General features: G+C 35.6%; 25 protein-coding genes. 11 read left to right on the top strand and 14 right to left on the bottom strand.

What is annotated here, in order from left to right:
* The first annotated feature begins 105 nt into the window (after positions 1 to 105).
* Together VCM44_RS14655 and VCM44_RS14650 are read left to right on the top strand one after the other, a co-directional pair.
* Entirely contained in the window at positions 106 to 2,304 is a 2,199-nt protein-coding gene (locus VCM44_RS14655; protein ID WP_334679231.1) for a carboxy terminal-processing peptidase, read from the top strand.
* A 20-nt stretch (positions 2,305 to 2,324) separates the two neighbouring features.
* Positions 2,325 to 2,570 (top strand): hypothetical protein, encoded by a 246-nt coding sequence (locus VCM44_RS14650; RefSeq protein ID WP_114706367.1) that lies wholly within the window; start codon positions 2,325 to 2,327, stop codon positions 2,568 to 2,570.
* 234 nt (positions 2,571 to 2,804) lie between these two features.
* Here VCM44_RS14650 and VCM44_RS14645 read toward each other — a convergent pair whose 3' ends face one another.
* The 3 genes from VCM44_RS14645 to VCM44_RS14635 all read right to left on the bottom strand — a co-directional run bounded on the left by VCM44_RS14645 (position 2,805) and on the right by VCM44_RS14635 (position 6,596).
* A complete protein-coding gene (locus VCM44_RS14645; RefSeq protein WP_114706366.1) occupies positions 2,805 to 3,905 on the bottom strand; it encodes a type IV pilus twitching motility protein PilT in 1,101 nt (366 codons plus the stop codon).
* 100 nt (positions 3,906 to 4,005) lie between these two features.
* Entirely contained in the window at positions 4,006 to 5,649 is a 1,644-nt protein-coding gene (locus VCM44_RS14640; protein WP_114706365.1) for a hypothetical protein, read from the bottom strand.
* A gap of 14 nt (positions 5,650 to 5,663) precedes the next feature.
* Positions 5,664 to 6,596, bottom strand: coding sequence for a hypothetical protein (locus tag VCM44_RS14635; RefSeq protein ID WP_334679230.1), 933 nt, complete (start codon positions 6,594 to 6,596; stop codon positions 5,664 to 5,666).
* 56 nt (positions 6,597 to 6,652) lie between these two features.
* Between VCM44_RS14635 and VCM44_RS14630 the strand changes: the two genes are divergently transcribed.
* The 3 genes from VCM44_RS14630 (at position 6,653) to VCM44_RS14620 (ending at position 10,395) form a co-directional block, all read left to right on the top strand.
* Positions 6,653 to 7,651: an enolase C-terminal domain-like protein gene (locus VCM44_RS14630; protein ID WP_334679229.1), complete on the top strand. Its 999-nt coding sequence runs from the start codon at positions 6,653 to 6,655 to the stop codon at positions 7,649 to 7,651.
* Between the two features lie 96 nt (positions 7,652 to 7,747).
* Positions 7,748 to 9,220, top strand: coding sequence for a lytic transglycosylase (locus VCM44_RS14625; protein ID WP_114706362.1), 1,473 nt, complete (start codon positions 7,748 to 7,750; stop codon positions 9,218 to 9,220).
* 44 nt (positions 9,221 to 9,264) lie between these two features.
* A complete protein-coding gene (locus tag VCM44_RS14620) occupies positions 9,265 to 10,395 on the top strand; it encodes a glycosyltransferase family 4 protein (RefSeq protein ID WP_334679228.1) in 1,131 nt (376 codons plus the stop codon).
* An 11-nt stretch (positions 10,396 to 10,406) separates the two neighbouring features.
* Here VCM44_RS14620 and VCM44_RS14615 read toward each other — a convergent pair whose 3' ends face one another.
* The gene (locus VCM44_RS14615; RefSeq protein WP_114706360.1) at positions 10,407 to 10,808 is read right to left on the bottom strand and encodes an ExbD/TolR family protein; all 402 of its coding nucleotides are present in this window, start codon (positions 10,806 to 10,808) and stop codon (positions 10,407 to 10,409) included.
* Positions 10,805 to 11,320 (bottom strand): MotA/TolQ/ExbB proton channel family protein, encoded by a 516-nt coding sequence (locus VCM44_RS14610; RefSeq protein ID WP_114706359.1) that lies wholly within the window; start codon positions 11,318 to 11,320, stop codon positions 10,805 to 10,807. Before VCM44_RS14610 ends, VCM44_RS14615 begins: the two co-directional genes overlap by 4 nt.
* A gap of 216 nt (positions 11,321 to 11,536) precedes the next feature.
* Here VCM44_RS14610 and VCM44_RS14605 point away from each other — a divergent pair, with 216 nt between their 5' ends.
* Both VCM44_RS14605 and VCM44_RS14600 read left to right on the top strand, forming a co-directional pair.
* Complete coding sequence (locus tag VCM44_RS14605; protein WP_120404581.1) at positions 11,537 to 11,815, top strand: HPF/RaiA family ribosome-associated protein; 279 nt, start codon at positions 11,537 to 11,539, stop codon at positions 11,813 to 11,815.
* Positions 11,816 to 11,984: 169 nt separating this feature from the next.
* Entirely contained in the window at positions 11,985 to 12,806 is an 822-nt protein-coding gene (locus tag VCM44_RS14600) for a flagellin (RefSeq protein ID WP_334679227.1), read from the top strand.
* Here the strand turns inward: VCM44_RS14600 and VCM44_RS14595 are convergent.
* A complete protein-coding gene (locus tag VCM44_RS14595; RefSeq protein WP_334679226.1) occupies positions 12,803 to 15,004 on the bottom strand; it encodes a cytochrome c biogenesis protein CcdA in 2,202 nt (733 codons plus the stop codon). The genes VCM44_RS14600 and VCM44_RS14595 overlap by 4 nt on opposite strands.
* Before the next feature lie 234 nt (positions 15,005 to 15,238).
* Between VCM44_RS14595 and VCM44_RS14590 the strand changes: the two genes are divergently transcribed.
* The 4 genes from VCM44_RS14590 (at position 15,239) to guaA (ending at position 20,375) form a co-directional block, all read left to right on the top strand.
* A complete protein-coding gene (locus VCM44_RS14590; RefSeq protein WP_114706355.1) occupies positions 15,239 to 15,958 on the top strand; it encodes a hypothetical protein in 720 nt (239 codons plus the stop codon).
* Positions 15,924 to 17,237 carry a hypothetical protein gene (locus tag VCM44_RS14585; RefSeq protein WP_334679225.1) on the top strand — a complete coding sequence of 438 codons (1,314 nt, stop codon included), beginning with the start codon at positions 15,924 to 15,926 and terminating at the stop codon, positions 17,235 to 17,237. The genes VCM44_RS14590 and VCM44_RS14585 overlap by 35 nt, the downstream gene beginning before the upstream one ends.
* 91 nt (positions 17,238 to 17,328) lie before the next feature.
* Positions 17,329 to 18,807 carry an IMP dehydrogenase gene (gene guaB / locus VCM44_RS14580; protein WP_114706353.1) on the top strand — a complete coding sequence of 493 codons (1,479 nt, stop codon included), beginning with the start codon at positions 17,329 to 17,331 and terminating at the stop codon, positions 18,805 to 18,807.
* 14 nt (positions 18,808 to 18,821) lie between these two features.
* On the top strand, positions 18,822 to 20,375 hold the full coding sequence (guaA, locus tag VCM44_RS14575) for a glutamine-hydrolyzing GMP synthase (protein WP_334679224.1): 1,554 nt from the start codon (positions 18,822 to 18,824) through the stop codon (positions 20,373 to 20,375).
* 370 nt (positions 20,376 to 20,745) lie between these two features.
* On the opposite strand, the gene VCM44_RS14570 is transcribed toward guaA, so the two are convergent.
* The 8 genes from VCM44_RS14570 to VCM44_RS14535 all read right to left on the bottom strand — a co-directional run bounded on the left by VCM44_RS14570 (position 20,746) and on the right by VCM44_RS14535 (position 26,903).
* Positions 20,746 to 21,093, bottom strand: coding sequence for a hypothetical protein (locus VCM44_RS14570; protein ID WP_334679223.1), 348 nt, complete (start codon positions 21,091 to 21,093; stop codon positions 20,746 to 20,748).
* A gap of 306 nt (positions 21,094 to 21,399) precedes the next feature.
* Positions 21,400 to 22,320, bottom strand: a complete 921-nt coding sequence (locus VCM44_RS14565) for a hypothetical protein (protein WP_114706350.1) — start codon at positions 22,318 to 22,320, stop codon at positions 21,400 to 21,402.
* 115 nt (positions 22,321 to 22,435) lie between these two features.
* The gene (locus tag VCM44_RS14560; RefSeq protein ID WP_334679222.1) at positions 22,436 to 23,512 is read right to left on the bottom strand and encodes a hypothetical protein; all 1,077 of its coding nucleotides are present in this window, start codon (positions 23,510 to 23,512) and stop codon (positions 22,436 to 22,438) included.
* Positions 23,512 to 24,336: a TIGR02147 family protein gene (locus VCM44_RS14555; protein WP_334679221.1), complete on the bottom strand. Its 825-nt coding sequence runs from the start codon at positions 24,334 to 24,336 to the stop codon at positions 23,512 to 23,514. Before VCM44_RS14555 ends, VCM44_RS14560 begins: the two co-directional genes overlap by 1 nt.
* A 38-nt stretch (positions 24,337 to 24,374) precedes the next feature.
* Positions 24,375 to 24,995: a hypothetical protein gene (locus VCM44_RS14550; RefSeq protein WP_334679220.1), complete on the bottom strand. Its 621-nt coding sequence runs from the start codon at positions 24,993 to 24,995 to the stop codon at positions 24,375 to 24,377.
* 19 nt (positions 24,996 to 25,014) lie between these two features.
* Complete coding sequence (locus VCM44_RS14545) at positions 25,015 to 25,641, bottom strand: hypothetical protein (protein ID WP_114706345.1); 627 nt, start codon at positions 25,639 to 25,641, stop codon at positions 25,015 to 25,017.
* Positions 25,642 to 25,666: 25 nt separating this feature from the next.
* Positions 25,667 to 26,293, bottom strand: a complete 627-nt coding sequence (locus VCM44_RS14540; protein ID WP_334679219.1) for a hypothetical protein — start codon at positions 26,291 to 26,293, stop codon at positions 25,667 to 25,669.
* A gap of 136 nt (positions 26,294 to 26,429) precedes the next feature.
* The gene (locus VCM44_RS14535; RefSeq protein ID WP_334679218.1) at positions 26,430 to 26,903 is read right to left on the bottom strand and encodes a CBS domain-containing protein; all 474 of its coding nucleotides are present in this window, start codon (positions 26,901 to 26,903) and stop codon (positions 26,430 to 26,432) included.
* Between the last annotated feature and the right edge of the window lie 74 nt (positions 26,904 to 26,977).

Here is a 26,977-nt window from a genome sequence, read left to right as displayed (position 1 = left end):
AATGGGCGAGTAATTTATTCCCGATATATTGTCCTTTCATAAACTAATAAGAAGCTTTAAAATAGAGGTTAGGAACTACCTAATTTTATTAGAATCGGAGCTTCAATGCACAAGAAATTAAGAACTACTTTTGGCCTAGTATTAGGTCTTGCCTTGTTGTCAACGCCACTTGCGCTTCATGCAGAAAATGGCCTTTTTAGTATCAATAAAGATCAAGTCTTAGGAAATCGTTTAATCGAAGTCCTTGAGCAACTTCATTATAAAAAGTTGAAAGTTAATAACGACTTATCAAAAAATGCTTTTCAAGAATTCATTAAGAAAATGGATTTCTCTAAGCAATTCCTATACAAGTCTGATGTCAAAAAACTTGAAAAATACGAACTTCTTATGGACGATGAAATGCGTTCTGGAAATTATAAGTTAGTTCTGGATGCCATGAAAATTAAGGTTGATCGAATCAACCAAGCAGACGAGTTACGTAAGAAGCTTTTTAAGGAAAATAAGTTTAACTTCAGAGGAAATGAAGTTATTGAACTTGACCCTGAAAAAAGACACTTTGCAAAGGATAAGAGTGAGTTTGAAAAGAACTGGCGCTTAACTTTCAAGCAATCGGTAATGGCACGTTATATTTCTATCAAAGAAGATCAAGAAGATCTTAAAAATGGAAAAAATAAGAAAGATAAAGATAAAAAAGAAAAGAAATCAAAAAAGAAGCTAGAGTCTGAAAAAATCTTAACGGAAAAAGAAATTCTAGCTAAAGCACATGAAGCAATTGATAAAAAATACCGTCTCTATTTTGAAAGACTATTAAAAGAGAGACGTGAAGATTATATGGAAATTTTTTATAACTCAATTGGTGCTGTATTTGATCCACATACGGCCTACCTCGCTCCAAAGAAGAAAGAAGATTTTGATATTGATATGTCAGGTCAACTTGAAGGGATTGGTGCCGTTTTATCTGAAGATGAAGGATATATCAAAGTTGTTGAGATCGTTCCTGGTGGAGCAGCTTGGCGTCAAAAAGAACTTGAAGTTGATGATCTTATTCTTGCTGTAAGTGAAGGTGATTCAAAAGAAGAGCCTGTTGATCTCGTAGGGATGAGAGTTGACGATGCTGTTCGCTATATTAGAGGTAAGAAAGGAACTGTTATTCGCCTACACGTTAAAAAAGCAGACGGAACAAGAAAGACAATTGGTATTACTCGTGATGTTGTAAAGATCGGAGCTTCATTTGCTAAGTCTTCTGTTCTTGAACTTGATGGTGTTAAAGGTAAGTATGGTTATATCAATGTTCCAAAATTCTATCGTGAATTCAATGGAACAATTAATTGTACAGACGATGTTAGGGCCGAAATTAAGAGACTTAAGAAACAGAAGGTTAATGGAATTATTCTTGATCTTAGAAATAATGGTGGTGGAGCTTTAACTGATGCACAATTAATGTCTGGGCTATTTATTAAGAAGGGTCCAATTGTTCAAACGAAGAACTATATGCACCAAGTAGAAACACTTGCTGATACAGATCCTGAGGTTGAATATGATGGGCCATTAATTGTTATGGTTAACCGTTACTCTGCTTCGGCATCTGAAATTCTAGCAGCAGCAATGCAAGATTATAAAAGAGCTGTCGTAGTTGGTGGTGAAGTTACTCACGGTAAAGGTACAGTACAAGTTGTTTACAACCTTGATCAAGGCCTTGATAAAATGCTTGGTGAGAAGTTTGGTGCTCTAAAGCTTACAATCCAAAAGTTCTATCGTATAACAGGTGGTTCAACTCAATATAAGGGTGTAACTCCTGATATAGTAATACCAGATCCAATGGCCTACGCTGAAAATCGTGAGCAAGATCTAACTTATTCACTTAAGTGGGATCAAATTAAGCCTAAGAAGTTTCAGAAGTGGACGAAGCATCAGTATGATCTTAAGAAACTAATTTCTAATTCTAAAAAGCGTGTTGCTAAGAATGATCGCTTACAAAAAGTACAAGAAAGTGTTGATTATTTAAGAAAAAGACGTAAAGATACAAAGCTTAAGCTAAACATCGATTCGTGGATGAAAGAAGAAGAAGCGAATAAGAAGAAGCTTGAAGAATTAAAATTAGATGAAGAAAATACGAAGCTTACTATCACTCACTTTGAAGAGTCATTAAAGTCTCATGAAACTGTTAAGAAAGGTGAAGAGAAGCAGTGGAAGGACGACTTTAAGCAACGTAAGGAAGAGTGGGTATCATCTCTTCGTAAGGATGCTGGACTTGAAGAGGCGATCCATATCATGCGTGATATGATCGATCAGCTAAAGAAGTAAGAATCGATTAAGGAAGAAAAATGAACTTAAAGGACTTAATAGATAATCAAGATATGAATAAGGTAATGGAAGTGCTCGAGAATATGGAAGATGAGCAACTTTCAGTTGAGCTTCTAAAAAAGTTTAATGATCGTACCAAGGAGTTAGGGGAGTTGATCATGAATCAGGATCCAAAACTTGATCACGGACATTGGAAGGCCCAGTGTGATGACGCTAAAAAGGCCGTAGAAGAAGTCGTAAAAGAAATATTTTCATATCAGAAATAACTATTTCAGGTTAAATGAAGTAAAACTTTCAATAAAAAAATATATTTATAATTAACTAAGGCCAAGTTCTCGTAACTTGGCCTTTTAGTTTTTATTAGCACTAATTTTGCGCACTTAAAAAAAAACGAAAAGTAACGAATAATAAGTACCATGTAAGTCTTTTCTTACTATCCTCACATCAAGTTAGTCTAATTTTGTTAGACGGATTGGCCCTGGCCCCCACCGGGGCCTTTCTTATTTTGTAAGCATAAGTTTTCTCATAAAGTCACCGGCGCTTCGAACCTCTTTAGATGCATCTTCTTCAGTGATATATCCACGCTCCAAAAGAGTGAAGATTGCTTGATCAAAACTTTCACAAGGAATGTCACCAGAGTTTGTTCCACCATTTTCAATAATTGATAGAATTCGGTCAATTGGTTCATCGCCTCGAATACATTCTTTTACACCTGGTCCTGTTACCATAATTTCTTGAGCAACACGGACACCATTTGGTGATTTTTTTGATTTAATCATTCTCTGTGAGATCGTTGAATAAAGAGCGTCAGATAGGCGCTTTCTTGCCTCTGTTTGCTCATCTGATGAGAACATTGAAATAATACGACTTATTGTTGAGATGGCATCTGTCGTGTGAACAGTTGCTAGAACGAGATGTCCAGTTTCAGCTGCCTTAAGAGCAATCTCAACTGACTTTTGATCCCTGAGCTCACCAAGTAAGATAATATCTGGATCTTGTCTGAGCGCAAACTTTAAACCGTCTTCAAAGTTTTCTGTGTCGATTCCAACTTCTCTTTGAGTAATACGAGATTTTTTTTGAGTATGGATAAATTCAATTGGGTCTTCAATAGTGATGATATGTTTGGCCCTTTTTGAATTAATATAATCAATCATACTGGCCAGGGTTGTTGACTTACCGGAGCCTGTTGCACCAGTTACTAAAATTAGGCCACGCTTGGCTCTTATAATTTGTTTTAAAGAATCACTAAGTCCTAGTTCTTTAAATGATGGAATTTCTTTTTTTACAACTCTTAAAACGATTCCATTTTTATTATTGTAGCGAAAGTAATTAAAGCGTAATCGACATATGTCTTCAAAGTCCACTGCACCATCAAGATCTTTTATGTCTTCAAGATTTCCAATTTGTTTATTATCTTTTGTAAGTAGTCTTAGAATGTCGAGTACACTTTCTGTTGTTAAAGTCTTATTGGACTTTACTGAAACCATATCGCCATTAATTCGAAAACAGGGCGTCTCTTCAGCACGGATATGAATATCACTGGCATTATTATCAATTGCCACATTTACTAGTGATTTAAAATGAGAGAATTCAAAACCCATCGCTTTCTTCCTAAAGTCTAAATAATCTGTCTAAACACTTGTCGGAAAACCGCGTAGAAAAGTTTAGTATTATTTAACATTTCAGTAGTTTAGCGTGGATTTAGCTAGCGTACCTTTTTCTCATCTCCCACAGGAGGTTACTAATATAAGGCCTTCTGGTCTCTTTTGTTGTGAGCATCAGAAGCTTGGTGATTTTTAGGTTATTTGCATCAGAGTAGAGAAGAATAAGCATCTCTCTAATGAAGTCAGTGGATAAGGTTATGTAATTATCTGTTCCAACACCTAAGTTTACACCTTTCTTCTCCCACCATGAAAATGGGTGGTCCTTAAAATCTGGAAAAGCTCCAGTAAGCTTTAAGTTTGAAGAGGGAAGTGCAACGAGAGAGACTCGTTTTTGAATAATTCGGTTTAGAATATCATGTTGATAGTGCTCAACTTCACGAGCGTTATGAAATTTAGTTTTTAAAAATAGCGTGATATCTTCTTCACTTAAAAGCTCTCCTTTTAAAAGCTTCTCTTTTACATGGGCCGCATCTTGTTCCCATTCCATCTCTTCAAGTTCTAATCCTTGAATTGATTTCGCATCAATTGGCTGATGCTTGCTATTAACCTCTATGATTCGTTGAAAGAGTCTATGATAGTAGTAATTAGGATTGATCCCAAGACTTAGTCCATGCTCAAGTGTATCGATATGCCAAATATTCATCGCATTATCAACGGACTGGATACCTTTTTTAAGAGTTAGCCATGTCTCCCCATGGTGAGAACGAATCTTTAGTCCACGATATTGTAGCTTTCTTAAACCGCTTTTAAGCTCTTTGAAATGGGCCTTTCTATAAAGGGCCTTCTCATCACCAACGGTATCAATTTCAACCAAGTTTTCTTTTAAGTATGGATACTTTTCTAAAAGCTCCAGTAGGGCGTCAACTTGATGCTCAAAGTGATCTTTCTTTGTTTTAAAATTATCATTATCAAAGAAATTTAATTCCTTTCTAAATGAAGGTGAGAGGATAAATTTAAAGCTTGGAACCTCTTGTTGAAATTTCTTAAAGCCCTCATAAAGTCCTAGAACAACATCCTCTTCTGTTACTTCTTTAATGCCTGGAATTTGTTCTGAGTCCATTTTTGAGGCACGAGAAAGCGTGAATTTAAGTCGAATACTTCCCACATTATAATTTTCATAAAGTTCTTTTGCCATGTGATAGGCAGCATCTTTATGTGCCTTCTTATTTGTTAGAATGAGTTTTGCAAGAAATAGGATTCTTAAATATGTCGCAAATTGCTCGCCTTCTTTTAGGCGTATGAGATTATCAACGTCTTCAACACTCTCAATTGGGATAGCATCTTTTCCATAAACGGCCTTAATCCTCTTTTCATAAATGGCCTTATTTTTACCGTTTAATAGTTTTTTTAATCGAGGATATATGAATTCTGCGTTGAGTGATCCTGTTAAGTGGATATGTTCTTCATAATATGGCAGTGGAAATTTTTTAAAGAAGTTAAAGACAGCATCAGATACTGGATGATTCAAAACTGTTTCAATATCAACTTCGTCAATTTGAAAAGAAGAAAGAAGCTTCATGAATTCCAAAACTGGTTTTTCCAGTAACTGATTATCGCGAATACTTGGAGAGTGAGCCAATAGCTCAAGAGTATCACTTAATGAGATTCCATTTGTCTCACTGATAATCTTGATGAGCTCTTTTTCAATACTGCTAATAATCTGTTCTTTTTTCTTTTGCATAATCTTCTCTTTTATTACTTATAAAGCTTTTGAATTAAATTAAAATTTTCTCTAAGCCTATCGTCGATGGCCTGTGATTTTAAATCTCCATGCCATTTATCTGGATGATAGATCTGCACTAATTTCTTATATTTCTTTTTTCGGTCACTCTCACTAAGATTATTAAATTCCTTTTCTAATTTCTCAGTTTTTAGAGGAAGTAGTGGATATAATTGATCAAACGTTTTATTTAGGCCACTAATCAAATCCCTGTACAAAATAGGGGACTCTTTTATGGAATCGATTGCTTCAGCGTTGATATAACTCTCTATTAACTTGATCTTGGCCTTTGTGTCTTTGATTGCAGCTAAATTTAATATAAGAAGCAATTGGTTTTGATCAGCAAAGCGCTTACTCTTTATTTGATTAATATGCCTGAAAATAAATAAAGTTGATGCTAGGCTTAGAAAGCTTTGTTTGTCTATTTTTCCACCATTTAACTTTTTCAATGATAGTAGAGTTTCTTTATTATATATTGATTTGATAAATTGATTTATTCCTTCGCTTGCGCTTTTATCAATTATTTCAAAGTCATTTTCAATTTGATTTAGTATTTTCTTTGCTTCTTGAAAATCACCCCATTGCATTGAAGAATTCATTCCCTCAAAGAACTGCTCATCTTCTGGTGAAGAAAATAAGTCTTTTTCTTTAAAATATGAAAGGAATGATCTCTCCTTTGGGCCTTGTCCTGATTGTCCTTTAACTCCTTGTGCTCCACCTGACATGGACATTCTTTCGATCTTTCTTTTAACCATTTCATCAAATTCTTCTTTTGAATGTGACTTCTTTTTTGGTCTATTTGAATTAAAGATACTATCAAGAATATCTTTAAAAAGTGGGGCCAGGGTATATAGGACAACAATGGCAATAAATGCTAGTGTGATATTTGAAATTATTTTTGGTAACATACTTTTGTCTTATTAGTTATCAATATACTTATTATTTTAAAGCTTTAGGTCACAATATGGAATGGGCAATAGATACTCAACTCGTAACACTAACAAAACCTTGGAAGATTTCAGGGGCAGAAGTTAATGCAAAACAAATTATTTATGTCACATTGAAAAATGGGCAATACATTGGTCGAGGTGAAGTTAGCTATGGATCTAAAGAAGACATAGATGTGGATTCATTAAGATCAGAACTTGATGAATTTGCTCGTGATTATGAAAATCACAGTGTTGTTCAATTTAATGAATTAAACCTATATTTAGATCAGTACGACTTTCAAACGCCTAGACTTAGACTAGGAATTGAAACGGCCTTCCTTGATTATCTTGTTAGGGCCACTGACTTATCTCCTTGGAAGATCCTAGGAACAAATACTGTAAAAAGTGTTAGCTCACTTGAGTCATTACCTGTTTTTTCAACTCTTGAAGAAGGCGAGAAGCTTGTAAAAGAAGCACAAACAGATGGTGTATTAAAACTTAAAATAACTAAAGAAACTTTTCCTACGCAAGTCGAGTTAATAAATACGTCTGCTAGAACTTTTGTTCTTGATGCAAATGAATCTTATGAAGCTGATGCAGAGCTTGTTTTAGAACATCTTGCTTTAATTAAAGGGGATAATGTCCTCTTTATTGAACAACCGCTGTATCGCTCTGAATTTGCTGGCTATCGTAAGCTAAAAGAGGAATCTCCAATTGATATCTTCTTAGATGAAGGAATTGAAGATCATCGCTATCTCGATTCATTTAAGGACCTATGTCACGGTGTTGTCTTAAAGGTTTCAAAGGCAAATAGCCTTATGAAGTGCTTTTCTCAGCTGCAACAAGCAAAGAAGCTAGAGCTTAAAACGATGCTTGGCTGTATGGTAGAGTCAACTGTTGGAATTTCATCGTTATTCAATATTGCCTATGGTTTTGATTACTATGATTTTGATGGTTTCACTAAAATTAAAGATGAGTCAGATCCTCAGGTAATTTGGGAAAATGGAAAAGTCTTTTTGTCTAATATGAATTAAATTCCCCCTCGAAAAATTAGGGTGTTCATTTAAAATAATAGGACAAGTTGTTTTATTATTTTATAACACATTTTTGAGCACGAAATTTGAGGGCCCATGAAAAAAATCAATATCTTACTACCACTAATTATTCTTGTATCTTGCGCGAACGTTAAACCTAAATACACTAAAGGTATTGACCACGAAAAAGTAGAACAACCGAGTGTTGTTTATAAAGAAGTTGTAAAATATAAAGAAAAAGAATTAGAAAGCCTTAAGTCTTACACCATCAATAATATGGATAGGCTAGAGCTACACTATCATAAGAAGCACTTTGACTTTTGGGTAAAATATTTTACTGAAAAACAAAGAGATCTTTTTATTCGTTATGTAAATAACGGAGCTAAGTATAGAAATGTTATCGAAAAGATTATGCGCTCACATGGACTACCGGAAGACTTATTCTTCGTAGGACTTATTGAATCAGGTTATAATACTTTTATCAAATCAAAAGCAGCTGCTGTGGGTCCTTGGCAATTTATTAAGGCCACTGGTAAAAGATATAAGCTAAGAGTTGATAGCTATGTTGACGAAAGAACTCATATCATTAAATCAACAGAAGCTGCTGCCCAATACTTTAAAGACCTTTATAATATTTTTGGTTCATGGGAACTTGCCTTAGTTGCTTATAATAAAGGTGAGTACGGGATTATTCGCTCTATCAGAAAGGGAAAGACTCGTGATTATATGAAATTAGTTTCAAGAAAGTTAATTCCAACTGAAACAATTTATTATGTTCCAAAAGTTGCTGCCGTAAGAGAAATTTATAATAATCCTGAAAAATACGGAATCAAGATTACTGAGTCGAAAGATAGTCCGTTTGAAAAAGTAAAGGCCCATCGTGTATCGAGTTCATTTAACCTTTATAAATTTGCAAAAGCTCGCGGGATTTCTGCCAAAACATTAAAAGTATTAAATCCTGATCTTAAGAGAAAGTGGATTAAAGTAAATCGTAGACGTGCTCAAGATATCTTCTTACCTTCAAGTAACTTCACAGACTATAAGTCACTTGCTGAATATGAGACTCGTAAGTATTTAAAGGGATCAGCATCAAGCTCATCTAAAACAGCTGGTGTTTACCGAGTAAGAAGAGGTGATAACCTAAGTACGATTGCAAGCCGTCTAGGAGTTAGAGTTTCTGATTTAAAGAGAATCAATGGAATTAGAGGATCTAAGATTCTTGTTGGACAAAGGCTTAAGTATTCAACTCGTGGTGAAATGGTTACTCACCGTGTAAGAAGAGGTGATAACTTAATCGAGATCGCTAGACGCTACGGTGTTTCAGTTAGAAGTATTAAGTCTCTAAATGGCCTTCGTTCAAGTAAGATCTTTATTGGTCAAAAGCTTAAGATCGCTTCTAATAATGCAAAAAGAGTTGCTCTTAAAAAGTATCGTGTTAGACGCGGTGATAATCTAACTGCAATTGCTCGTAAATTTAAAACTTCTATAAGAAAGATCAAGAAAGTTAATAGTATTAGAGGAAGTGCTTTATATGCTGGTCAGGTTATTAAAGTACCAAGTGAGGGTTAGGCAAATAGCTTGTCTTCCCTTAAGCCGGGCCTTATACTGTAAAGATGAAAATTGGATTCGATGCTAAAAGAGCATTTCATAACTTTCGTGGACTAGGGAATTATTCTAGAGATTTAATTGCAAGTTTAAGTCGCTATCACACAGAACATTCATATTACTTATTTACGCCAGACTTTAATGACGATAGGGCCATTCATTGGCTCGATCAATACAATAACCTTAATGTTGTTAGGCCTAAAGATTTTGTTTCACGTAAGTTTCCAGCTTCATGGCGTTCATTTAAAGTTGCCCAAGAGGCCAAGGATTTAGAATTAGATATCTTTCACGGCTTAAGTCACGAACTCCCACAAGGTATAGAGAAAACAGGGATCAAGACAGTAGTAACAATACATGATCTATTATTCTTACGTTTTCCTCAAAACTTTAAATGGCTTGATCGCCAGGTTTATTTTAAAAAAATTAAGTATGCTACAGAAGTTGCAGATGTGGTAATTGCAATTTGTGAACAAACTAAAACTGACTTAATTAATTATCTCGGTTGTTCGGCCGAAAAAATTCGTGTCGTTTACCAAACTTGTAATCCACGTTTTTATTCGCCAATACCTGTTGAAAAACAAGTGGCAACAGTAGAGCGTTACGGAATCCACGATAAATTCATTCTCTATGTTGGTGCAATTGAGCCAAATAAAAATACCATGACGTTGGTTAAGGCCTACGCTGATCTTAAGAAATCAATTAATCACAAACTCGTTATTGTTGGAAATGGCGGTAAGTATAAGAAGCAGGTTGAAAGCTATATTCATTCAAAGGGACTTGAAGATAGAGTTATTATCCTTTCAAATGTGACCAATGATGATCTTCCTGCCTTCTATCAACGTAGTGATCTTTTTTGTTTTCCATCTTTCTTTGAAGGATTTGGAATTCCAATTATTGAAGCATTATTTTCAAAGACACCAGTTATTACGTCTAAAGGATCTGTCTTTCCAGAAGCTGGTGGCCCAAATACGATTTATGTTGATCCAAATAACAAACAAGAGTTAAGTGAGCAGATTAGCAATGTGTTAACTAATCATGATCTTGCTTTTGAGATGGTTGAAATGGGCCGTAACTTTGTTGAAAAATTTCATCGTCGTCAAACGGCCCAGAACTTAGTTGATCTTTATAATTCTCTATAATTCTTTATTATCTACTTTTCAGTAATAAGTGAAAGATTTGTAAGACTGTACTTCTTTAAGACATCAAGAATCTTTACAAGTCTTGCATACTGAACTTCTTTATCTACTCGAAGATCAATAGGCTTATTCTTATCCTTAATTGCTGCTAGTTTTTCGTCAAGCTCATCCACTGTAAATTTCTTTCCAGCAATGGCCACTTCTTCTTTTGATAATTCTATTGTTAAAACTTTAGAGTCTTGGGAAGCTTTCTCTCCAGACTCTGTCTTAGGTAGATTTAACAGTAGCGCTAATTCTGACTTTTTAAAGACAGTTGAAGTCATAAAGAAAATAAGAAGGAGGAAGACAACATCAATTAAGGGGGTGATATCCGCGCTTGCTTCTTGTCTTGTTCTTTTTTTACTTCTGGAACTCATAGAATTTTTTCCATAATTTCTTGTTCTAATTTTGATTCTAATTTATCCACACTTCCTAGTAGGTAGTTGTGACCAACAAAGTGAGGAATTGCGACAATCATCCCACCAACTGTTGTAATAAGGGCCATTGAGATACCTTGTGCAAATGATGCTGGATTCGATAATCCTGTTTGAGACATTACGTGGAAGGCCTTTAATACACCAACAACGGTACCAAGTAGTCCAAGTAGTGGAGAGATTGTTGCAATAATCTTAACTGTATTTAGACCCTTTTCTGCACCCATAACGTGACCTGCTAGATACTGCTTTGCAATTTCGATTTTTGACGTTGCATCCTTTTCTCCAACATCAGTAATTCTTTTTTGAATGTCACTTGATGTTTGAGAAGTCATCTTCATCTCCACAGAGAGAAAGTATGCCTTAGATAACATAATTGCCCATCCAACAATATTGATGAATAGTAGAATGTACATAATCAATCCACCTTGCTGGATATATTCGTATAAGCGCATTAAAACTCCTTCTAATTTAATAAATGTAACTATCTAATTTTATGATAAATATGGTGTCATGAGAACACTAAAATATGATCTATTTCATACACCTTTCAAACAATTTATTACTTTAAATCTTTTTGACAAAAACCTAACATAAAACAGATTTCAAAAAAGATGAGAGTGCTATTATGTATTTGTAGAGATAAATAGGAAAAAACAAACGGAGGTCCTATGAAATACAATTTAAGCTTTCACAATGTCGATCACTCAGATGCTTTTGAAGACTATGTTGCAAAGAAATTAAAAGGTATCTCACACGATCATAGAAATGTGGGGCATATCCAATTCGTGGCCGACAAAAAAGGTCCAGAATATATGTTCTCTGCAAATGTTAATGGTCATAAGCATCAATTCCATAAAAAAGCTAAAGGAGACAACGTTTACCAAGCCGCAGCAGATGTTCTAGTGGCCTTTAAAAACTGGTATCGAGATCAAAAAGCTGCCAGTTAGTTGAGATTACTAGGTATTAGATAATCTTTTCATTTTAACTTCCAAACACCGCCCAGAGCTCAAGGAATTTTCTTAAGCTCTGGGCAAAAATTTCCGATAAATTCAATAACATTCAGTTTCACTCAAGGTTAGAGTGAATTTAACAAGTACTAACTAGGTAATATCAAGGATGAGAGTAGGTACTAACGTCACATCGCAATTAGCGAAGCGAATGTTAGGTAATGTGAATGATCGCCATATGAGCGAGACTCGCAAACTATCAGGCGCTAAGCGTATCTATGAAGCTGCAGTAGATCCTGCAGGTTCTGCTATTGCGCTTAAAATGACGGCCCAGAACCGCTCTAATCTCCAGGCCCAAAGAAATTCAAACGATAGCTACTCAATGCTAGAAATTGCTGATGCAACGATGGGGACGATGCATGATATTGCAATACGTCTAAAAGAACTTTCAATCCAAATGGCCTCCGACACATACGCGCCAAGTGAGAGAAGAAATGCTGATAGAGAATTTCAGCAGCTTACTAGTGAGATGATTCGAGTCCAAGAAAATGCTCAATACAATGGAACAAGACTTCTCGATGGCACAGGTCGAGACCTTGAGATGCAGGTGGGGATTCGAAATGATGCTAAGAATGATCGAGTTCGCTACAATATTAGTGAAATTATGACATCAAATCGCCACCTTAGTGCACACTCTGTTAATACCAAGGAGAGTGCTAGAAATGCCATGCAAGCGGCCGATGATATGATAGAGAAGATTTCACACTCTCGCTCAAAGGTTGGCTCAACAATGAAGCGCATCGAGAGTACGACAACAAACTTACAAATTAATTATGAAAACTCAGAGTCTGCGAGATCAAAGATTGAAGATACTGACTTTGGAGAGTCTGCTGCTAAAAAGGCCTTGGAGTCAATAAAGATGGAGTCAGCAACTGCCTTTTTAGCACAAGCAAATGTTGGGCCTTCAGCAGTTGCTAAATTACTTGATTAGTTTACACCAAGTGCCTTTTTAACTTCACTTAATGAAATTGTCTCACCAAGTTTAATAAGATTACCTTTGTCATCAATGACAAAGTAGGCCGGAACTCCTACCATTCCTTGTGACTTAAGCCATCTTCCGATATGCTCATCTTTCTTTGTCCAGTCTCCAAGTAGTAAGTCGACATTATTCTCATCAACCATCTCTTTAAATGAATCTGTATTTATAACGAGCTTCTCATTAACTTTACATGTGATACACCAACGTGCTGTGAAATCGATAAAAGTTAATTTCTTTTCATTAATTCGCTGGTTCATAGCATCTTCTGTCCACTTAACCCACTCTAGGCCTTCACGCTTTTTGTCTTCAATAAGAGAGTTCCCACTTCCACTAGTATTAAGTGGAGTTGTAACAGAAGTATAGCCTAAGTATAAAGTAGGGATTAGAACGAGAATTGTCGCATAGACTTTCTTGGTCATTTTCTTTCTCATGTAAAAGAAGAAGAAAGTAAATACCAGCGCTGATTTTATATACATCATGGCAACAGCAGAACCAACAAGAGCTGAGTAAACGTCTAGTAGCCAAACTACTGTAAGGATAAGTGTTAGGCCAAGTAGCTTTTTAACGTGCTCCATCCACATACCTGGCTTAGGTAAGAAACGGATAAGAGCAGGAAAGAATCCTGTTAATATAAATGGAGCACTTAGTCCTAGACCGATAAATAAAAAGATTAAAAAGATATTTAACGTCGACTCAGAAAATGCAAAAGTTAGTGCGGTTCCTAAAAAAGGAGCCGAACATGGTGTTGAGAGAATCGTTGCAAGAACACCGCTAATAAAATCACCTGAGTACGTATTCCTAATTTCAACATTTCCTAAGGTTGAACCTCCTGGAGTTTTGAATTCAAATAGTCCAAATAAGTTAAGTGCCATAATGAAGATGACAAAGACCATTAAAGAAACAAAGAGTGGAGATTGTAATTGGAAGCCCCAACCAACTTGTTCACCTGATGCCTTTAATCCAACAATCGCAGCTGCTAATGCTATAAATGTGGCCATAACACCAAGAGAGTAGAAGAGATTGTGCTTAAAGATTCGCCCACGACTTTCTTTTGAGTGTTTAATTAATCCAAAGAGCTTTAGTGAAATTACCGGTAATACACACGGCATGATATTTAATATTAAACCACCAATAAAAGCCATGAGTAGAAAGTAAGGTAGTGAAGAACCTGACTGGTTATTCATTACTTTTGAATCAACTTTCTTTTGAGTGTTATCTACTGGTGTTAAGGTTTTATAGAAACTAGAAAATGATTCACCATTTTTTCCAAAAGATGCCACTTCGTAATCAACTCTATAACTTTCATTAGTCACTGGATCATTAAAGACAAATTTGAACGTAATAGGCTCTTTAAAGTTACCATCTTCTGGTAGGGGATATTCTGGCTCAAGATATGCACCATCCCAGTCCATCATGAAAGAGCCGTAATGATTTCCCTTTTTATCTTGATAAATCTTTTCTCTCTTAAAAGTGAATGGACTCGTTGTATATGGTGTCAGAATATTTTGAGCTCTCTTAAGCTTTTGTCCTTCTCCAGTAATATTGTAGAAAAGGGCCATATCATCACCATGTTGAGTTAGTGTGATATTTAAATATGTTGGTAGAGTTCTCTTTCTTGGAAGATTATTGAATCGCTCTACAATTTCACTCTCAGAGACCGTAATATCATTTTGGCTTGATGAAAATTTTCCATCGCTAAATGTACCTTTAATGATTTTTTCTTGTGGGATACAAATATCACGACAGATTAAATATTTAAGATGAACTTGAAAGTTATCACTATTTTTAAATTGGTTATTTAAATAGAAGAAGTACGAGTAGTCGTTCTTATGACCAAATGTTTGAATATCTCCTTTTTCAATGAACTTATGAGGAGTAGGCCATTCAACCATCTCAAGGATTATCTTATCTCCTTGGTCTTTAAACTCAAACTCTGTGGCAAGTCCAGAATCACCAGGATTTTCCCAATAGGTGTGCCATCCTTCTTTATTACGTAGGTTGATGACGAGAAAGTTGGAGTCATTAATTTTAGTTGAGGTTACTTGTGTCTTTAGGAGATCAGAGTAGTCTTCTTTTTGAGCATGAGCTGTAAAACTGCTTAGGAGTACTCCCGTAAATACTATAGAGAGCACAAGTCTTAATTTATTCATCTTTTATCCTTAATGATTCTTAATAACTGATAAAGCCTTAGCGGTAATTATACGCTAAAAATTCACGCTAAATCCATGATTTGACAAAGATTTGACGTTAAAAACCGAGAAAAGACATTTAAAAGCTTAAATTTATTAAGTGCTTGAAATTACGTTGGTCTAATTTTTACTAAATATTTTAGTCTGATATCCGAAGAGATAATAGAAGAGGTACTAATAAACGAGGAAAAAAACGTGAAAACCTTGAATAAATTATTTTTTGCAATGGCCGTGGTTTCGCTAACATCTTGTAGTTATGTTGAGCATTTTGAAAAACGTGCTCAAGTTATTAACGGACTAGAGGATCGAATTCTTCTTTTATCTAAAGAGAATCAGGATCTAAAGAACAAGCTGATGCAGGCCAATTATAAGGTTAAGACTCTTGAAAGTCGCAATTTCTATCTTGAAACACAATTGAAGGATAAAGCGCCAAAGAAAGAGACTTATAAGCAACGTGAGATTGCAAGTGTTGCAAAGGTAAATAGTAACGACCTTGTTAAGTATGACGTGTATAAGTGGGATGCAAAAGAGATGATCTCTATTGCTCAAAAAGAATTTGATGCGAAAAATTATGAAAAGAGTGCACAGTTCTTTAACTCATACACAAAGAATTTTCCTAACTCAAAAGATGTCGATGCTGATTTCCTCTTTCAAGCTGGTGTCGCAAGTTACGAGTCAGGTAAGCATTATGATTGGAGTGAGAAGTACTTCACATATCTTACAAAAAAGTATCCAACTTCAAAGTATTACTTAGGTGCTAAGCTTTGGCTTGGAATGAGTTACCTAAAGCAAAATAGAAGAGATGAATTCTTTGCTGTCGTTGAAGAATTCAGAAAGAAATATAGAAACACTCCTGAATGGAATATTTTAAGTGGGCACTATGAGAAAATCGTACAGAAGTATAAAAAGAACTAGTTTACTCGTTCTAACATTAATAAGCTCTTTTGTTATGGCCGCACCTGAGTCCTCAGTTGAGAGAACTCCTCGTGCCGTTGTTGCCAAGGTTCAAGGGAATGTCTTTGTTACTAATGGCGATAAGACAAAGAAGGTCGATGCTGGAAGTTATCTTTATGATTTCGATGATATCTTTACAGAAGTCGGAGCAGAGCTTGTTTTTAGAGATTACTTCGATCACGAATACCATGTTTCTGGTTCAAGTTATATTTCAGTTCTAAATAAGATTGTTGAACTTAAGTCTGGATATATCTGGGTTAAGTCAATGGAAGAGACTGATGATTCATTTCAATTACAAACAGTAAACTCAACAATAAATTACAATAATGGAGAGTTCATTGCTTCTTATGATCCAGATAATGGAAAAACTCAAATTCTAAGTATTAAAGGAACACATACTTTTAATAATAATGTTTATGAATTTATGAAAGAAAAAGTTGGGCCAGGACGATTTTCATTTATAAAAGAAGATTATGAAAATGGTGCACCAAGAGTTCCAACGCCTATTTCTTCAAGTGCATATCAGGCAGTCACATCTTTATTCCCAGCAGTTAAGCCAATGGATGAGAGACGAATTGCTGCAAAGGCACCAACACACAAAGATAATAAAATCAAACAAGAGCTTTATTCAAAGAAGGCAAAGCGCTCTACGGCCTCAGTTCATTTAAGAGAGGAGATGAGAGTATCTAATAAGCCTGGTGAAATTGTTGTACGTCGTTCAACTTATGATCAAACAAGACGTAATATTGCTTCTGTTCCAGTAGAAGAAAACAGCAGAAGTGAAAAACTTGAGAGAATTTATAGAGAAAAAATGAGAAAACTTGCTTCACAGGCACCTGCGAAAAAGCCTGTAAAAAAGAAGTTTAAGCCAAGTTATACAAAGAAATCTGATGTAGAAGTAAATATTCATCGTTCGAACTTGCGAGTTCCGGCCTCTGATGATTCTTCAACTCCAGATCTGCCACAAATGGCCCCTGAGATCGCTCCGGAAAAGCCGGCACCAGTAAGAAAGTTTCGTCCAGCGAAGCCTGCGCCACAGGCGGCTCCAATTCCAATAAAGAAGAGCTCATCTCGTAATCCGGCATCTGTTCCAAGTCCTGTTAGGGATGATCTAAAGAACGATATCTTTGAGAGTTCTTTGCGTCGTGAATATATCAATCAAAAGAAGCATAACGATGCTATCAATAGCTTAATTAATGATCTTGAGAGTTATAGTCAGGATTATAAGCAAGCGTACTAAAAAAAAATCCAGCTATTATAAAAAAATGATCTCAGTTAAAATATAAGCAATTATTTTGCTTATATTTTAACTATTTAGCTGGGATTAAAAAATGTCAAACACACCAATTGAACAGGCCTTAACTTATGATGATGTCTTACTTAAGCCAGGCTATTCTGAAGTCCTACCAGGGGATGTAAATCTAAACACAAAATTTTCTCGAAATATTCATTTGAATATTCCAATTGTATCTGCGGCAATGGATACAGTTACAGAATCAAAAACTGCAATTGTTATGGCCCAACAAGGTGGAATAGGGGTTATTCATAAGAATATGAGACCTGAAGACCAAGCCTGGGAAGTGGAAAAAGTTAAGAAATTTGAATCAGGTGTTGTTTTAAATCCAATTACAGTTAAAGAAGATATGCATCTTGAGGATGTCATCCGATTAACAAGTAAGAATAAAATTACAGGTGTTCTAGTTGTTGATGATAAGGACTATCTAATCGGAATCCTAACAAGTCGAGATATTAGATTTGAGCAAAACCTCAATCAGAAAGTTAAAGATATCATGACGCCAAAAGATAAGCTTGTTACTGCTGTTGAAGGAATTGAATTAGATGAAGCACAAAAGATCCTTCATAAGAATCGCATTGAAAAGCTTCCTATCGTTTGTAAGGAAGGTAAGCTTAAAGGGCTGATTACGATTAAGGATATTTTAAAGAGAATTAATTTCCCAAATTCTAATAAAGATAGTCTCGGAAGACTTCGTGTTGCTGCTGCAATTGGAGTGGGAGATAAAGAAGTTATGCGTGCTCAACACTTAATTAATGCAGATGTTGATTGCATTATTATTGATACTGCTCATGGACATTCTAAAGGTGTCATTGAGATGGTTAAAACAGTACGCTCATTAATTAAAAAAGATCAAAATGTTGATATTATCGCCGGAAATATTGCAACACCTGAAGCTTGTCAGGCCCTAATTGATGCCGGAGTAGACGGAGTAAAGGTAGGAATTGGTCCAGGATCTATTTGTACAACTCGTGTTGTTGCCGGTATTGGGGTTCCTCAACTTTCGGCCATTATGGACTGTGCAACAGTTTGTCATAAGGCAGCTATTCCATTTATCGCAGATGGTGGAATCAAGTACTCTGGAGATATTGTTAAGGCCCTTGCTGCTGGAGCAAGTTGTGTCATGCTAGGTTCAATGTTTGCTGGCTGTGATGAAACTCCAGGTGAAATGGTTTTATATCAAGGACGAACTTATAAAGTTTACCGCGGAATGGGATCTCTTGGTGCCATGAAACTTGGTTCTAAAGATCGTTATGGTCAAGGTGATGTTGATGATCAAAAACTCGTTCCAGAAGGAATTGAAGGACAAGTTCCTTATCGTGGAAGCCTTGCTTCAAATATCTATCAATTAAATGGTGGTATCAGAAGTGGGATGGGCTATATCGGCGCAGAAACAATTGTTCAAATGCAAGAAAAAGCACAATTTGTAAAAATCACAGCGGCGTCTTTAAAAGAAAGTCACCCACATGATGTCATGATTACAAAAGAAGCACCAAATTATCAAATTGAGAAATAAAAGGTTTTAAAAAGATGAGTGCAAGACAAATATGGATCGTGGACTTTGGTTCACAATACACACAATTAATTACAAGAAAGTCTCGTGAACTTGGTTATTCAAGTGAGATTATCACAGTAAAGAAGGCCCGTGAATTCTTTAAAGAAGGCAAAAGACCTAATGCTTTAGTTCTTTCTGGTGGGCCACAATCTGTTTTCGAAGATGATACCAATTATGACTTTGTCTTTGATAATAAGGACCTTCCAATTTTAGGTGTCTGCTACGGTATGCAACTTATGGGGAAGTACTTTGGTGGCGTTGTTGAAAAGGGAACAATCGGTGAATATGGCCATGCTAAGATTCATCTTTTAAATGAATTTAAAATGGATGGTGTTCCTGATGAAGTCAATGTTTGGATGTCACACTCCGATCATATCTCGAAGCTACCAAAAGACTTTGATTTGGTCATGGAGTCTGCAAACGGTCTTGTTTCAGCTATTGAACATAAAGAGCGTCCAATGATGGGGCTTCAATTTCATCCTGAAGTTGAACATAGTGAACATGGAAAAGATATTTTAAATCATTTCTTTAAAGATGTAGCAAAGCTTGAAAAAGACTGGGATGCTACAGAGATGCTTGAAGAAGCAAAAGATCTTGTACGCGGAATTGAAAAATCAAAGGTTCTTTGTGCATTTTCTGGTGGAGTTGACTCACTAGTTGCAGCTCAACTCTCACATGAAGTTATTGGAGATAATCTCTATTGTTTCTTTGTTGATCACGGACTTCTTCGTCCACAAGATTATAATCATATCGAAATATTAAAAGAAAAAACAAATCTTAATATTGAAGTTATCGATGTTAAGGATGAGTTTATGGCCAATCTAAAAGGGAAGTCAGATCCAGAAGATAAGCGTAAGGCCATTGGTAAAACTTTTATTGATGTCTTTGAAAAGAAAGTAAAAGAATATCAGGATTCACACGATATTAACTTTGAATACCTTCTTCAAGGAACTTTATATCCAGATGTTATTGAGTCAATTTCTCCACATGAAGAAGATGGAAAGTCAGTAACAATTAAGTCTCACCACAACGTTGGTGGACTTCCTGAAAGAATGAACTTAAAGCTTCTTGAGCCTCTTCGTTACCTCTTCAAAGATGAAGTAAGAAAAATGGGTGAGGAATTAGGTCTTGAGCACGGCTGGGTTCATCGCCACCCATTTCCTGGTCCTGGAATTGGGATACGTGTTTTAGGAGAGCTCACAGAGACTCGTATTGCACAAGTTCAACAAAGTGATCAAATTTTATTTGAAGAATTACACGCAAATAATTTATACCAATCAACATGGCAGGCCTTAACAGTTTTACTTCCAGTTAAAACAGTTGGTGTAAAAGGTGATGGCCGTGCTTATGAAGAAGTTATTTGTCTTCGTATGGTTAATTCTAGTGATGGAATGACTGCTACTTGGACAGATATGCCTCATGCATTCTTATCTCGTGTCTCATCTCGTATCACTAATGAGGTTAAGGGAATCACACGAGTGGTTTATGATATTACGTCTAAACCTCCTGGCACCATTGAATGGGAATAGCACCCGCATCATTTTGCATACGCAAAATGGGATGCGGTGCTACCGCCCGTGGCTTAAAATGAAACAATACTTCAACCGACCGACGTTTATGTCGGTCGTGTTGTTTCTGGCGGTATGGGAAATACTTCGCAAAAAACGCGGCTATAGCGCCCCATGCTTGAATTTTAATACTTATCCAACAAGCCTGCTTTTAAGCAGGCTTTGTTGCCTTAGGCGCAATGGGAAGGTCTACGAATTGTAGTACCACCCAACCAGCGCCAGTTAATCACGAAGTGATTAATTAAGCGAAGTGATTAATTAAGCAAAGTGATTAATTTAGCGAATACTTTAACCCCTGGCCCAGTATTTACTCATTAAAAATTCTTTTTGATTATTTTCGACAGACTAGCTTATAAACAGTACCACCATTTACACTGGCCAATTCAAAGCGATTATTCATGTCAAAAGTTGCTGTTGAAGCAATACCTTTTGTATAATCTGGTCCAAATGTGATTTTAGCGACGTATTTTTCTTGATCGTATCTAGTGAAGACAAAGTATGCTTCTTCAATATCTGCATGAATCTTATCATCTGAGTAATCAAATGCCTTCTCAAGCATCACTTCTTTACGTTGTGAATTCCCAAGATTATCTCGAAATGTTTTTGATCCAACGCATTCCATAGCAAAAGTGCTAGAAGCAAGAATTAGTGCGAGTGTGATTTGTGTCATTTTCTTCATTTGAAATTCCTTTTTATTTGGGGACTTCAAATTCTAAGAAATGAACGGTTATTAAGCAAAGATAATCTAAGCCTAGTTAGAAAGTGTAAGATTTTTCTCGGTTTTAGTGGATTTTGAACTTACTGGATAAGTTTTACGAGTTCTCCACTAAAAGCACGTGACATTAGAGCTGAGAATAAGAATATAAAGAATGTGGCCAATACTTGTTTGATAAATTTCTTTTCCATGAAAGAAATCTTACTAAATTTTAACAATAGAAAATACTTTTTTAATAATTGCCTAGGCAGTGTTCAGAATTTTACTTAGTTACTGAGCAAAAAGGTTAAGCTGATCAAGGCGAGATTCGCTCTTAGAAAAGATTGTTTCAACTGAGTGTTCAAGAACTTCACGTTTTTCGAAACCGTTATCATAAGTTTGGATGACAAAGAATGACATACGTGGAAATTTTGCTTTAAGCTCTTTCATCGCATCTGTAATGAGATCAATATTTCCAGCATCGTCATCACTCATCCCAAAGCGGTGATAATCAGAGTATCCGTATTGCTTTATAGCGAGTTCAACTGATTCAATAATGGCCTTGTACTTTAATTCTGGCACATTGTAGTTTTCACTTTCACCACCAAGACGTACTCGTGTTTCAGGATTTGAAACGGCGTAGACAGTGTGAAAATTCGGCATATTCGGAAGATGGCCCTCATTGTAGATAACCTCAATTCCTTGCTTGATGGTATCTTCTCGGTGGCCGCGAGCTGTAATAATAGAAACAGGTCTTTTGTTATAAGTTGCATGATAGAAGTGATTCCAGCTTGGAGCTTTCCAAGTAGAATCACTTCTTTCAAGTGCATTCTGGATATCGGTGATTAGTGACTGCTTTCTTCCGGTTAGTCGTTGAGTAAGCGAAAGATCTGAATCTCTAAAGTTACGGAAAGTTCCCGTCTCATCATCGAAGTCCATATGATAATCTTTATATAAACCTTCTTTACCTATAATTTTGTTGTGAGCAGCGAATTCGTGAGAAGAAAGAAGCTTCTCTTCGCCAGTTTCATTATGAAAGATAATAATAGGTGTTGAAAGGAAGACAACATTATCGTCAAAGTCAAAGAAGTAAAAAGACTTTCCACCTAAGTGAAAGTTACGATCTTGCTCACGTGGCAAATCGAAACTTAGCTCAAGCTGTTCCTTATTCTTTGGGACTTTATGTCGATGGCGTCTTCTGGTAAAAACCATTTCCCTCTCTCATTATTATCTTTATCGCTGCATAATCGCAGAATAGATGGTCGTGTTCAACAAAAGAGAGGGGAGTGCGCATTTTTTACAGATGCTAAGGTGTTGAAATCTTAAGTTATATACAACGCTCGTCTCTTAAAACACCTAGTAGAGAAGAGATAATCATATTTATATCGCTCTTATCCACTACATATGACTCACTCGATAGTGAATTGAGGCTTTGCTCAATCCCTGTGCAGATAAGCCAATTTTCAGATGCAATACTTACGGCACTGATGAACTCAGATGTATAATTCTTAAGCATAGAAAGACTCTCTTGATTCACTTCAAGGTTGGCCATTCTTACCTTAAAATAGAAGTCCTTTAATAGAAGCAGTGTTAAAGAGTTTAGTATTTTATAGTTATTTTCACCCATAATCGTTTGGTATGAAAGCTTATCAACCATAGGTATAACATCTCTTAATAATTTGTAGTCTGCTCTCATTGTTTTTAATAATGAAAGCTCACCGGCATCCTTTTTTATAGCTTTTGAAAATTCAATATTAAGCTTTATCAGTTTTGCTAGTTCAATTGTATTATAGTTTTTTAACTTCTTATTTGCTTGTTCAAAGTAGTTTAATTCCTCTTCAATTGACTTTGAATGAAATGAGCGAAGTTGAGTCGTTTTCACAATATCAAAAGATTGCTTGGCCCACTTCATTCTGAAGTTACCAATGTCTAGAATATCTTGTTTCTTAAGAACAATGCTTGAGTACACATAATTATCATCATTAATCCCTTGCGCCCTAAGTAGTTCATGTAAAACCATTATATTAGCTAGGCGCGAGTTCTTAAATATATTATCCCAATGTAGCTCAGGTATCTCATCTCCCACATAAAGAGTAATACTTCCTGGCTCTCCAATTGCACTAACAGGGTTTCCAAGATTATCAATTAATAAATCTTTAGATGTTCTAATTGTTTGAATATTTAGATGTCTTTTAAGTAGAATAGGTGAGATGAGGACATCATCTATTGATTTAAAACCATCTTTATAATATTCAATTATTCCTTGGCCAGTACTAATAAATCTTAGTCTAACTGTGTCTCCACCATTTCCCACACCTGATCCACCAGAGCGAACTCTTGGTTTTGCAAATACAGCATTAGAAATTGTTAAAATCGATAGTGCTAAAATTAAAAGTACTTTCATTATTCAACCTTATTGGAAATAGCAAAAAAGTTAATTGCTAAATGATATAATTGATTACCTTCAAAATCCTTTTCTATAAATTTTTGTGAAAACTCTTCTCTGAATTTTCTTAGTTCTTCTTTGGCCTGAGGAAGGTTTTCTGTTTTAATACCGAAAGTAAATCCAGAAAACTCTCTTTCAAGTGGTGCCTGCTTAGAAACTGCTTCTTTTGCAAGTTCTGCGATATTTTTATGATATTCCTGCTTTGCTAGGTTAGGAATATCATTGGCCGTAAAAACAGTTCCATGTGCCTTTCGGTAGGAACCATCTTTAACGATTAGCATTTTGAGTTTTGTTAATAATTCAACACTCTTTCTAATCTCATTTAAAGGGTAGTGATGGATTAAACTCTTTTGAATCTTTAATGGTGTTAGTTGCCCATCAATAAGGCAAAATAGCTCTAAGATAAAGAAGTTTAGAGGACTTCTTATTAATTCGTAGCTATCGACTTCATATACCTCAACTGATTCATTATTTTTTTGTATCGATTGAAGATAAAATAGTCTTTCTTCTTCCGATTTTGCCGCTTGAAGTTTAACGAGTTTTTCAAAATAATCAGCTTCACTTGTCGTTAGTTTCAAATTCTTTGCAATGCTTATAATATACTTGCTTGGAAGATTTCTCTTTCCATTTAAAACCTGGTGTAGCTGAGTATGTGATTTGATACCGAGATTGTTGGCCCAAGATCTTATTGAAAAGTTGGGGTTATTTTCTTTCTTCTTTAGCCAAGTATCTCGTAGGTATAAAGATGCATTCACGTAGTTGAATATATCTACGTGATGCATATTATTTGAATTTGGGGAATTTGTTTCTAAGTTCAAGTCTATTTAAACCTAACGTTTAGTCCGTGCTCTAGATCCCATTTACAGTTGTAACCTTTGCGACCTTTTGTAAACATGCTCATATCTTCTGAGATTGATAAGTCAAACTTTCCGCCGTGAAAAGTTGCATTACCAAAGACTTCGTTTTTAAGATACGAATCTTTATTCTTGTAGAGATCATAACCTCCAAAACCATCACCTTCACCGATTAGTTTAAGAGTGAATCCAGCACACTTTTTCTTATCTTGTGATGTGACAACCATTGAAATTCGATCAGAACTTGTCTTTGTAACAGATGCTTTAAGTCTAATATTGTAGTTTTTCGTTTTAGTAACTGATTGATCAAAACAAAGAACACCAATCGTTCCTTGGGAAGCTGCTAGTGTTATTAATCCTGTGATTGGACTAACGGCATAAGCAATTCCAGTTCCTAGTAGTGCTAGGAGTTCATAGTCACCTAATTTATAACTTGAGCAGCCTTTTAAAAATGAAGCACCTAGATATTCAAGAGCGATTCTTTCTTTACCTTTATATTCTCCACTGATTTCTTTCTTTCCAAAGAAAGCATTTGTGTTAAAGCTTGCAAGCGTTAGTAATGTGAAAATCGTTATTAACTTTTTCATTTTTTCCCCCACTAATAAATTATTTTTTTAGACTAATATTTAGACCGTGCCTAAGATCCCAAAGACAATTGTGTCCATTGCGACCTTTTGTATAAAGTTCTAGTGCCTCAGTAACAGCGATATCAAGTTCTTTGTCAGCATAAGTCGCAGTACCAAAGACTTCATTCTTTAAATATGAATCCTTATTCTTATAAAGGTCATATGCGCCAAAACCATCTGGTTCACCGATTAACTTAATAGAAAAACCTGCACACTTCTTCTTATCTTTTGAAGAGATCATTAACGTAATTCTTTCTGAGTTTGTTTCAACTACTTTTGCCTCAAGTTTTACTTTGAAGATATTCGTGCGGCCAACGCTCTTATCGACACAGGCTGCTTGTTTCCAGCCTTGCATAAGGGCAAAAGTTGCTACGGATGCAGCAGGAGAAAGTAGTGTCGCTAAGCCTGCAGCTGCAACAGAGGCAACATTAAAACCAAATCGCGAATCACCATTACAGTCACCAAGTAATCTAATTCCATTATAGTTTAGAGATATCCTTTCTTTACCTTTGTATCTACCAGAGATTCCCTTTTCCTTGCCAAAGAAGGCCATTGAGCTGGTACTCATAACTGATACACATAAAATCGTTGCAATTAACTTTTTCATACTCTCTCCAATTAACTCTTTTTTCTTAGTTACAGCCGTTATTTCTCATTAGTCGATATGCACTCAGTACGTTTCTTCTCTTACTCATGACATCTCTAGTTTGAAGTGCAAAAGTTAAACTCTTTTTTGCACACTCATATTTTCTTGAGAATGTACTATCTTCGATAAGATCAATTGCCAGTGTTGATACTCGATCAAGAACAGCAAGTTCTGTCTCATCATTTTTTGCTCTTTCACCTTCAGTTAGTCCACGTGAGAGAACGTCTTGTACATATTCTTTGTGATTTCCGTAACACCAAAGACAAAGTTTTCTTGTTAGTCGGTAGTGGAATTTATCAAGATCACTAATGGCATCCCTTAAGTGTCTTCTAAGGAAGAGTACTTGATGCTCAGTTGACTCATATACTTGAGTTCCATCTACTGCACTTGCAAGAGTTGTGTAAAAGTAGAAGAAGTTTTTCTTAGGAGTACTTTCAAGTACATAGTGTGATGCATCGAGAAGAATTTCTAGTTCTTCTTCATATGTAGTTGTGTCAAAACCACTTACGATTGCATTCTCTAAAATAAAACTCGTATCTTTACACCATTTACTAACTTCAGCATTTGCCGTTAACGCTAAAAATGTACAAACCAAAACTAATAAATTCTTCATAACAAACCTCCAACATTATTTCGTTGAGGCTTTTTATCCAGTGCGACGAAGAATTAAAATGCGAATGTATACAATCTGTATCAAATTTGTAAACAGCTTGCCTGATTTCTTGTAAATGTTACGTGTTTATAGAGATTTACCAGTTGGTTCCCTTCATGTTGTGAATCACTTCAAAGACGGTTGTCCTTTCAACGATTCCAATGACTTGGCCATTCTCAATAACGGGAAAGGTGTGGTAGGGGTAGTGAAGAAATAATTCCACGATGAATGTTAGAGTTGATTCTTTTGGAATCGTCACAACATTTTCGCTCATATAATGTTCGACCTTAGATGATGCATGATTATAGTACTTGGCATCAAGGCTGTATTTGAGACAGTCTTTTTGAGAAAGAAATCCTACAAGACGCTCATGTTCATCAACAACGGGAAGTCCTGTTATTTGATGCTTAATAAAGAATTCTCCAGCTTGCTGAATATCCATATCTGCATGAAGTGGAAGCGATTCTTTAATAACTCGGTTTATAATATTGTAGCTTGATGTAAAGTGCTCATCCTTTTCTCGTTGTCTTGGGGCCTTATCCCTTTCAATTGGTGGAGTATAATTTACCATGGTGATCATTCCTTGAATTAAATTTGTATTTGGCTTTATGCTGATTTTATTGGGGAATTGTTAAAAGATTTTGC

Source organism: Halobacteriovorax sp. DPLXC-1 (assembly GCF_036903125.1).
GTDB lineage: Bacteria > Bdellovibrionota > Bacteriovoracia > Bacteriovoracales > Bacteriovoracaceae > Halobacteriovorax_A > Halobacteriovorax_A vibrionivorans.
This window is presented reverse-complemented; position numbering and strand designations above follow the sequence as displayed.

What these genes read in the sequence shown, in the direction of transcription:
- VCM44_RS14540 (WP_334679219.1), bottom strand. Translation starts at nt 26,293, where the DNA reads ATGAAGAATTTATTAGTTTTGGTTTGTACATTTTTAGCGTTAACGGCA.
- guaB (WP_114706353.1), top strand. Translation starts at nt 17,329, where the DNA reads ATGTCAAACACACCAATTGAACAGGCCTTAACTTATGATGATGTCTTA.
- VCM44_RS14585 (WP_334679225.1), top strand. Translation starts at nt 15,924, where the DNA reads ATGAGAAAATCGTACAGAAGTATAAAAAGAACTAGTTTACTCGTTCTA.
- VCM44_RS14550 (WP_334679220.1), bottom strand. Translation starts at nt 24,995, where the DNA reads ATGAAAAAGTTAATAACGATTTTCACATTACTAACGCTTGCAAGCTTT.
- VCM44_RS14620 (WP_334679228.1), top strand. Translation starts at nt 9,265, where the DNA reads ATGAAAATTGGATTCGATGCTAAAAGAGCATTTCATAACTTTCGTGGA.
- VCM44_RS14615 (WP_114706360.1), bottom strand. Translation starts at nt 10,808, where the DNA reads ATGAGTTCCAGAAGTAAAAAAAGAACAAGACAAGAAGCAAGCGCGGAT.
- VCM44_RS14610 (WP_114706359.1), bottom strand. Translation starts at nt 11,320, where the DNA reads ATGCGCTTATACGAATATATCCAGCAAGGTGGATTGATTATGTACATT.
- VCM44_RS14640 (WP_114706365.1), bottom strand. Translation starts at nt 5,649, where the DNA reads ATGCAAAAGAAAAAAGAACAGATTATTAGCAGTATTGAAAAAGAGCTC.
- VCM44_RS14645 (WP_114706366.1), bottom strand. Translation starts at nt 3,905, where the DNA reads ATGGGTTTTGAATTCTCTCATTTTAAATCACTAGTAAATGTGGCAATT.
- guaA (WP_334679224.1), top strand. Translation starts at nt 18,822, where the DNA reads ATGAGTGCAAGACAAATATGGATCGTGGACTTTGGTTCACAATACACA.
- VCM44_RS14555 (WP_334679221.1), bottom strand. Translation starts at nt 24,336, where the DNA reads ATGCATCACGTAGATATATTCAACTACGTGAATGCATCTTTATACCTA.
- VCM44_RS14570 (WP_334679223.1), bottom strand. Translation starts at nt 21,093, where the DNA reads ATGAAGAAAATGACACAAATCACACTCGCACTAATTCTTGCTTCTAGC.
- VCM44_RS14630 (WP_334679229.1), top strand. Translation starts at nt 6,653, where the DNA reads ATGGAATGGGCAATAGATACTCAACTCGTAACACTAACAAAACCTTGG.
- VCM44_RS14595 (WP_334679226.1), bottom strand. Translation starts at nt 15,004, where the DNA reads ATGAATAAATTAAGACTTGTGCTCTCTATAGTATTTACGGGAGTACTC.
- VCM44_RS14535 (WP_334679218.1), bottom strand. Translation starts at nt 26,903, where the DNA reads ATGGTAAATTATACTCCACCAATTGAAAGGGATAAGGCCCCAAGACAA.
- VCM44_RS14565 (WP_114706350.1), bottom strand. Translation starts at nt 22,320, where the DNA reads ATGGTTTTTACCAGAAGACGCCATCGACATAAAGTCCCAAAGAATAAG.
- VCM44_RS14650 (WP_114706367.1), top strand. Translation starts at nt 2,325, where the DNA reads ATGAACTTAAAGGACTTAATAGATAATCAAGATATGAATAAGGTAATG.
- VCM44_RS14600 (WP_334679227.1), top strand. Translation starts at nt 11,985, where the DNA reads ATGAGAGTAGGTACTAACGTCACATCGCAATTAGCGAAGCGAATGTTA.
- VCM44_RS14545 (WP_114706345.1), bottom strand. Translation starts at nt 25,641, where the DNA reads ATGAAAAAGTTAATTGCAACGATTTTATGTGTATCAGTTATGAGTACC.
- VCM44_RS14605 (WP_120404581.1), top strand. Translation starts at nt 11,537, where the DNA reads ATGAAATACAATTTAAGCTTTCACAATGTCGATCACTCAGATGCTTTT.
- VCM44_RS14635 (WP_334679230.1), bottom strand. Translation starts at nt 6,596, where the DNA reads ATGTTACCAAAAATAATTTCAAATATCACACTAGCATTTATTGCCATT.
- VCM44_RS14560 (WP_334679222.1), bottom strand. Translation starts at nt 23,512, where the DNA reads ATGAAAGTACTTTTAATTTTAGCACTATCGATTTTAACAATTTCTAAT.
- VCM44_RS14625 (WP_114706362.1), top strand. Translation starts at nt 7,748, where the DNA reads ATGAAAAAAATCAATATCTTACTACCACTAATTATTCTTGTATCTTGC.
- VCM44_RS14655 (WP_334679231.1), top strand. Translation starts at nt 106, where the DNA reads ATGCACAAGAAATTAAGAACTACTTTTGGCCTAGTATTAGGTCTTGCC.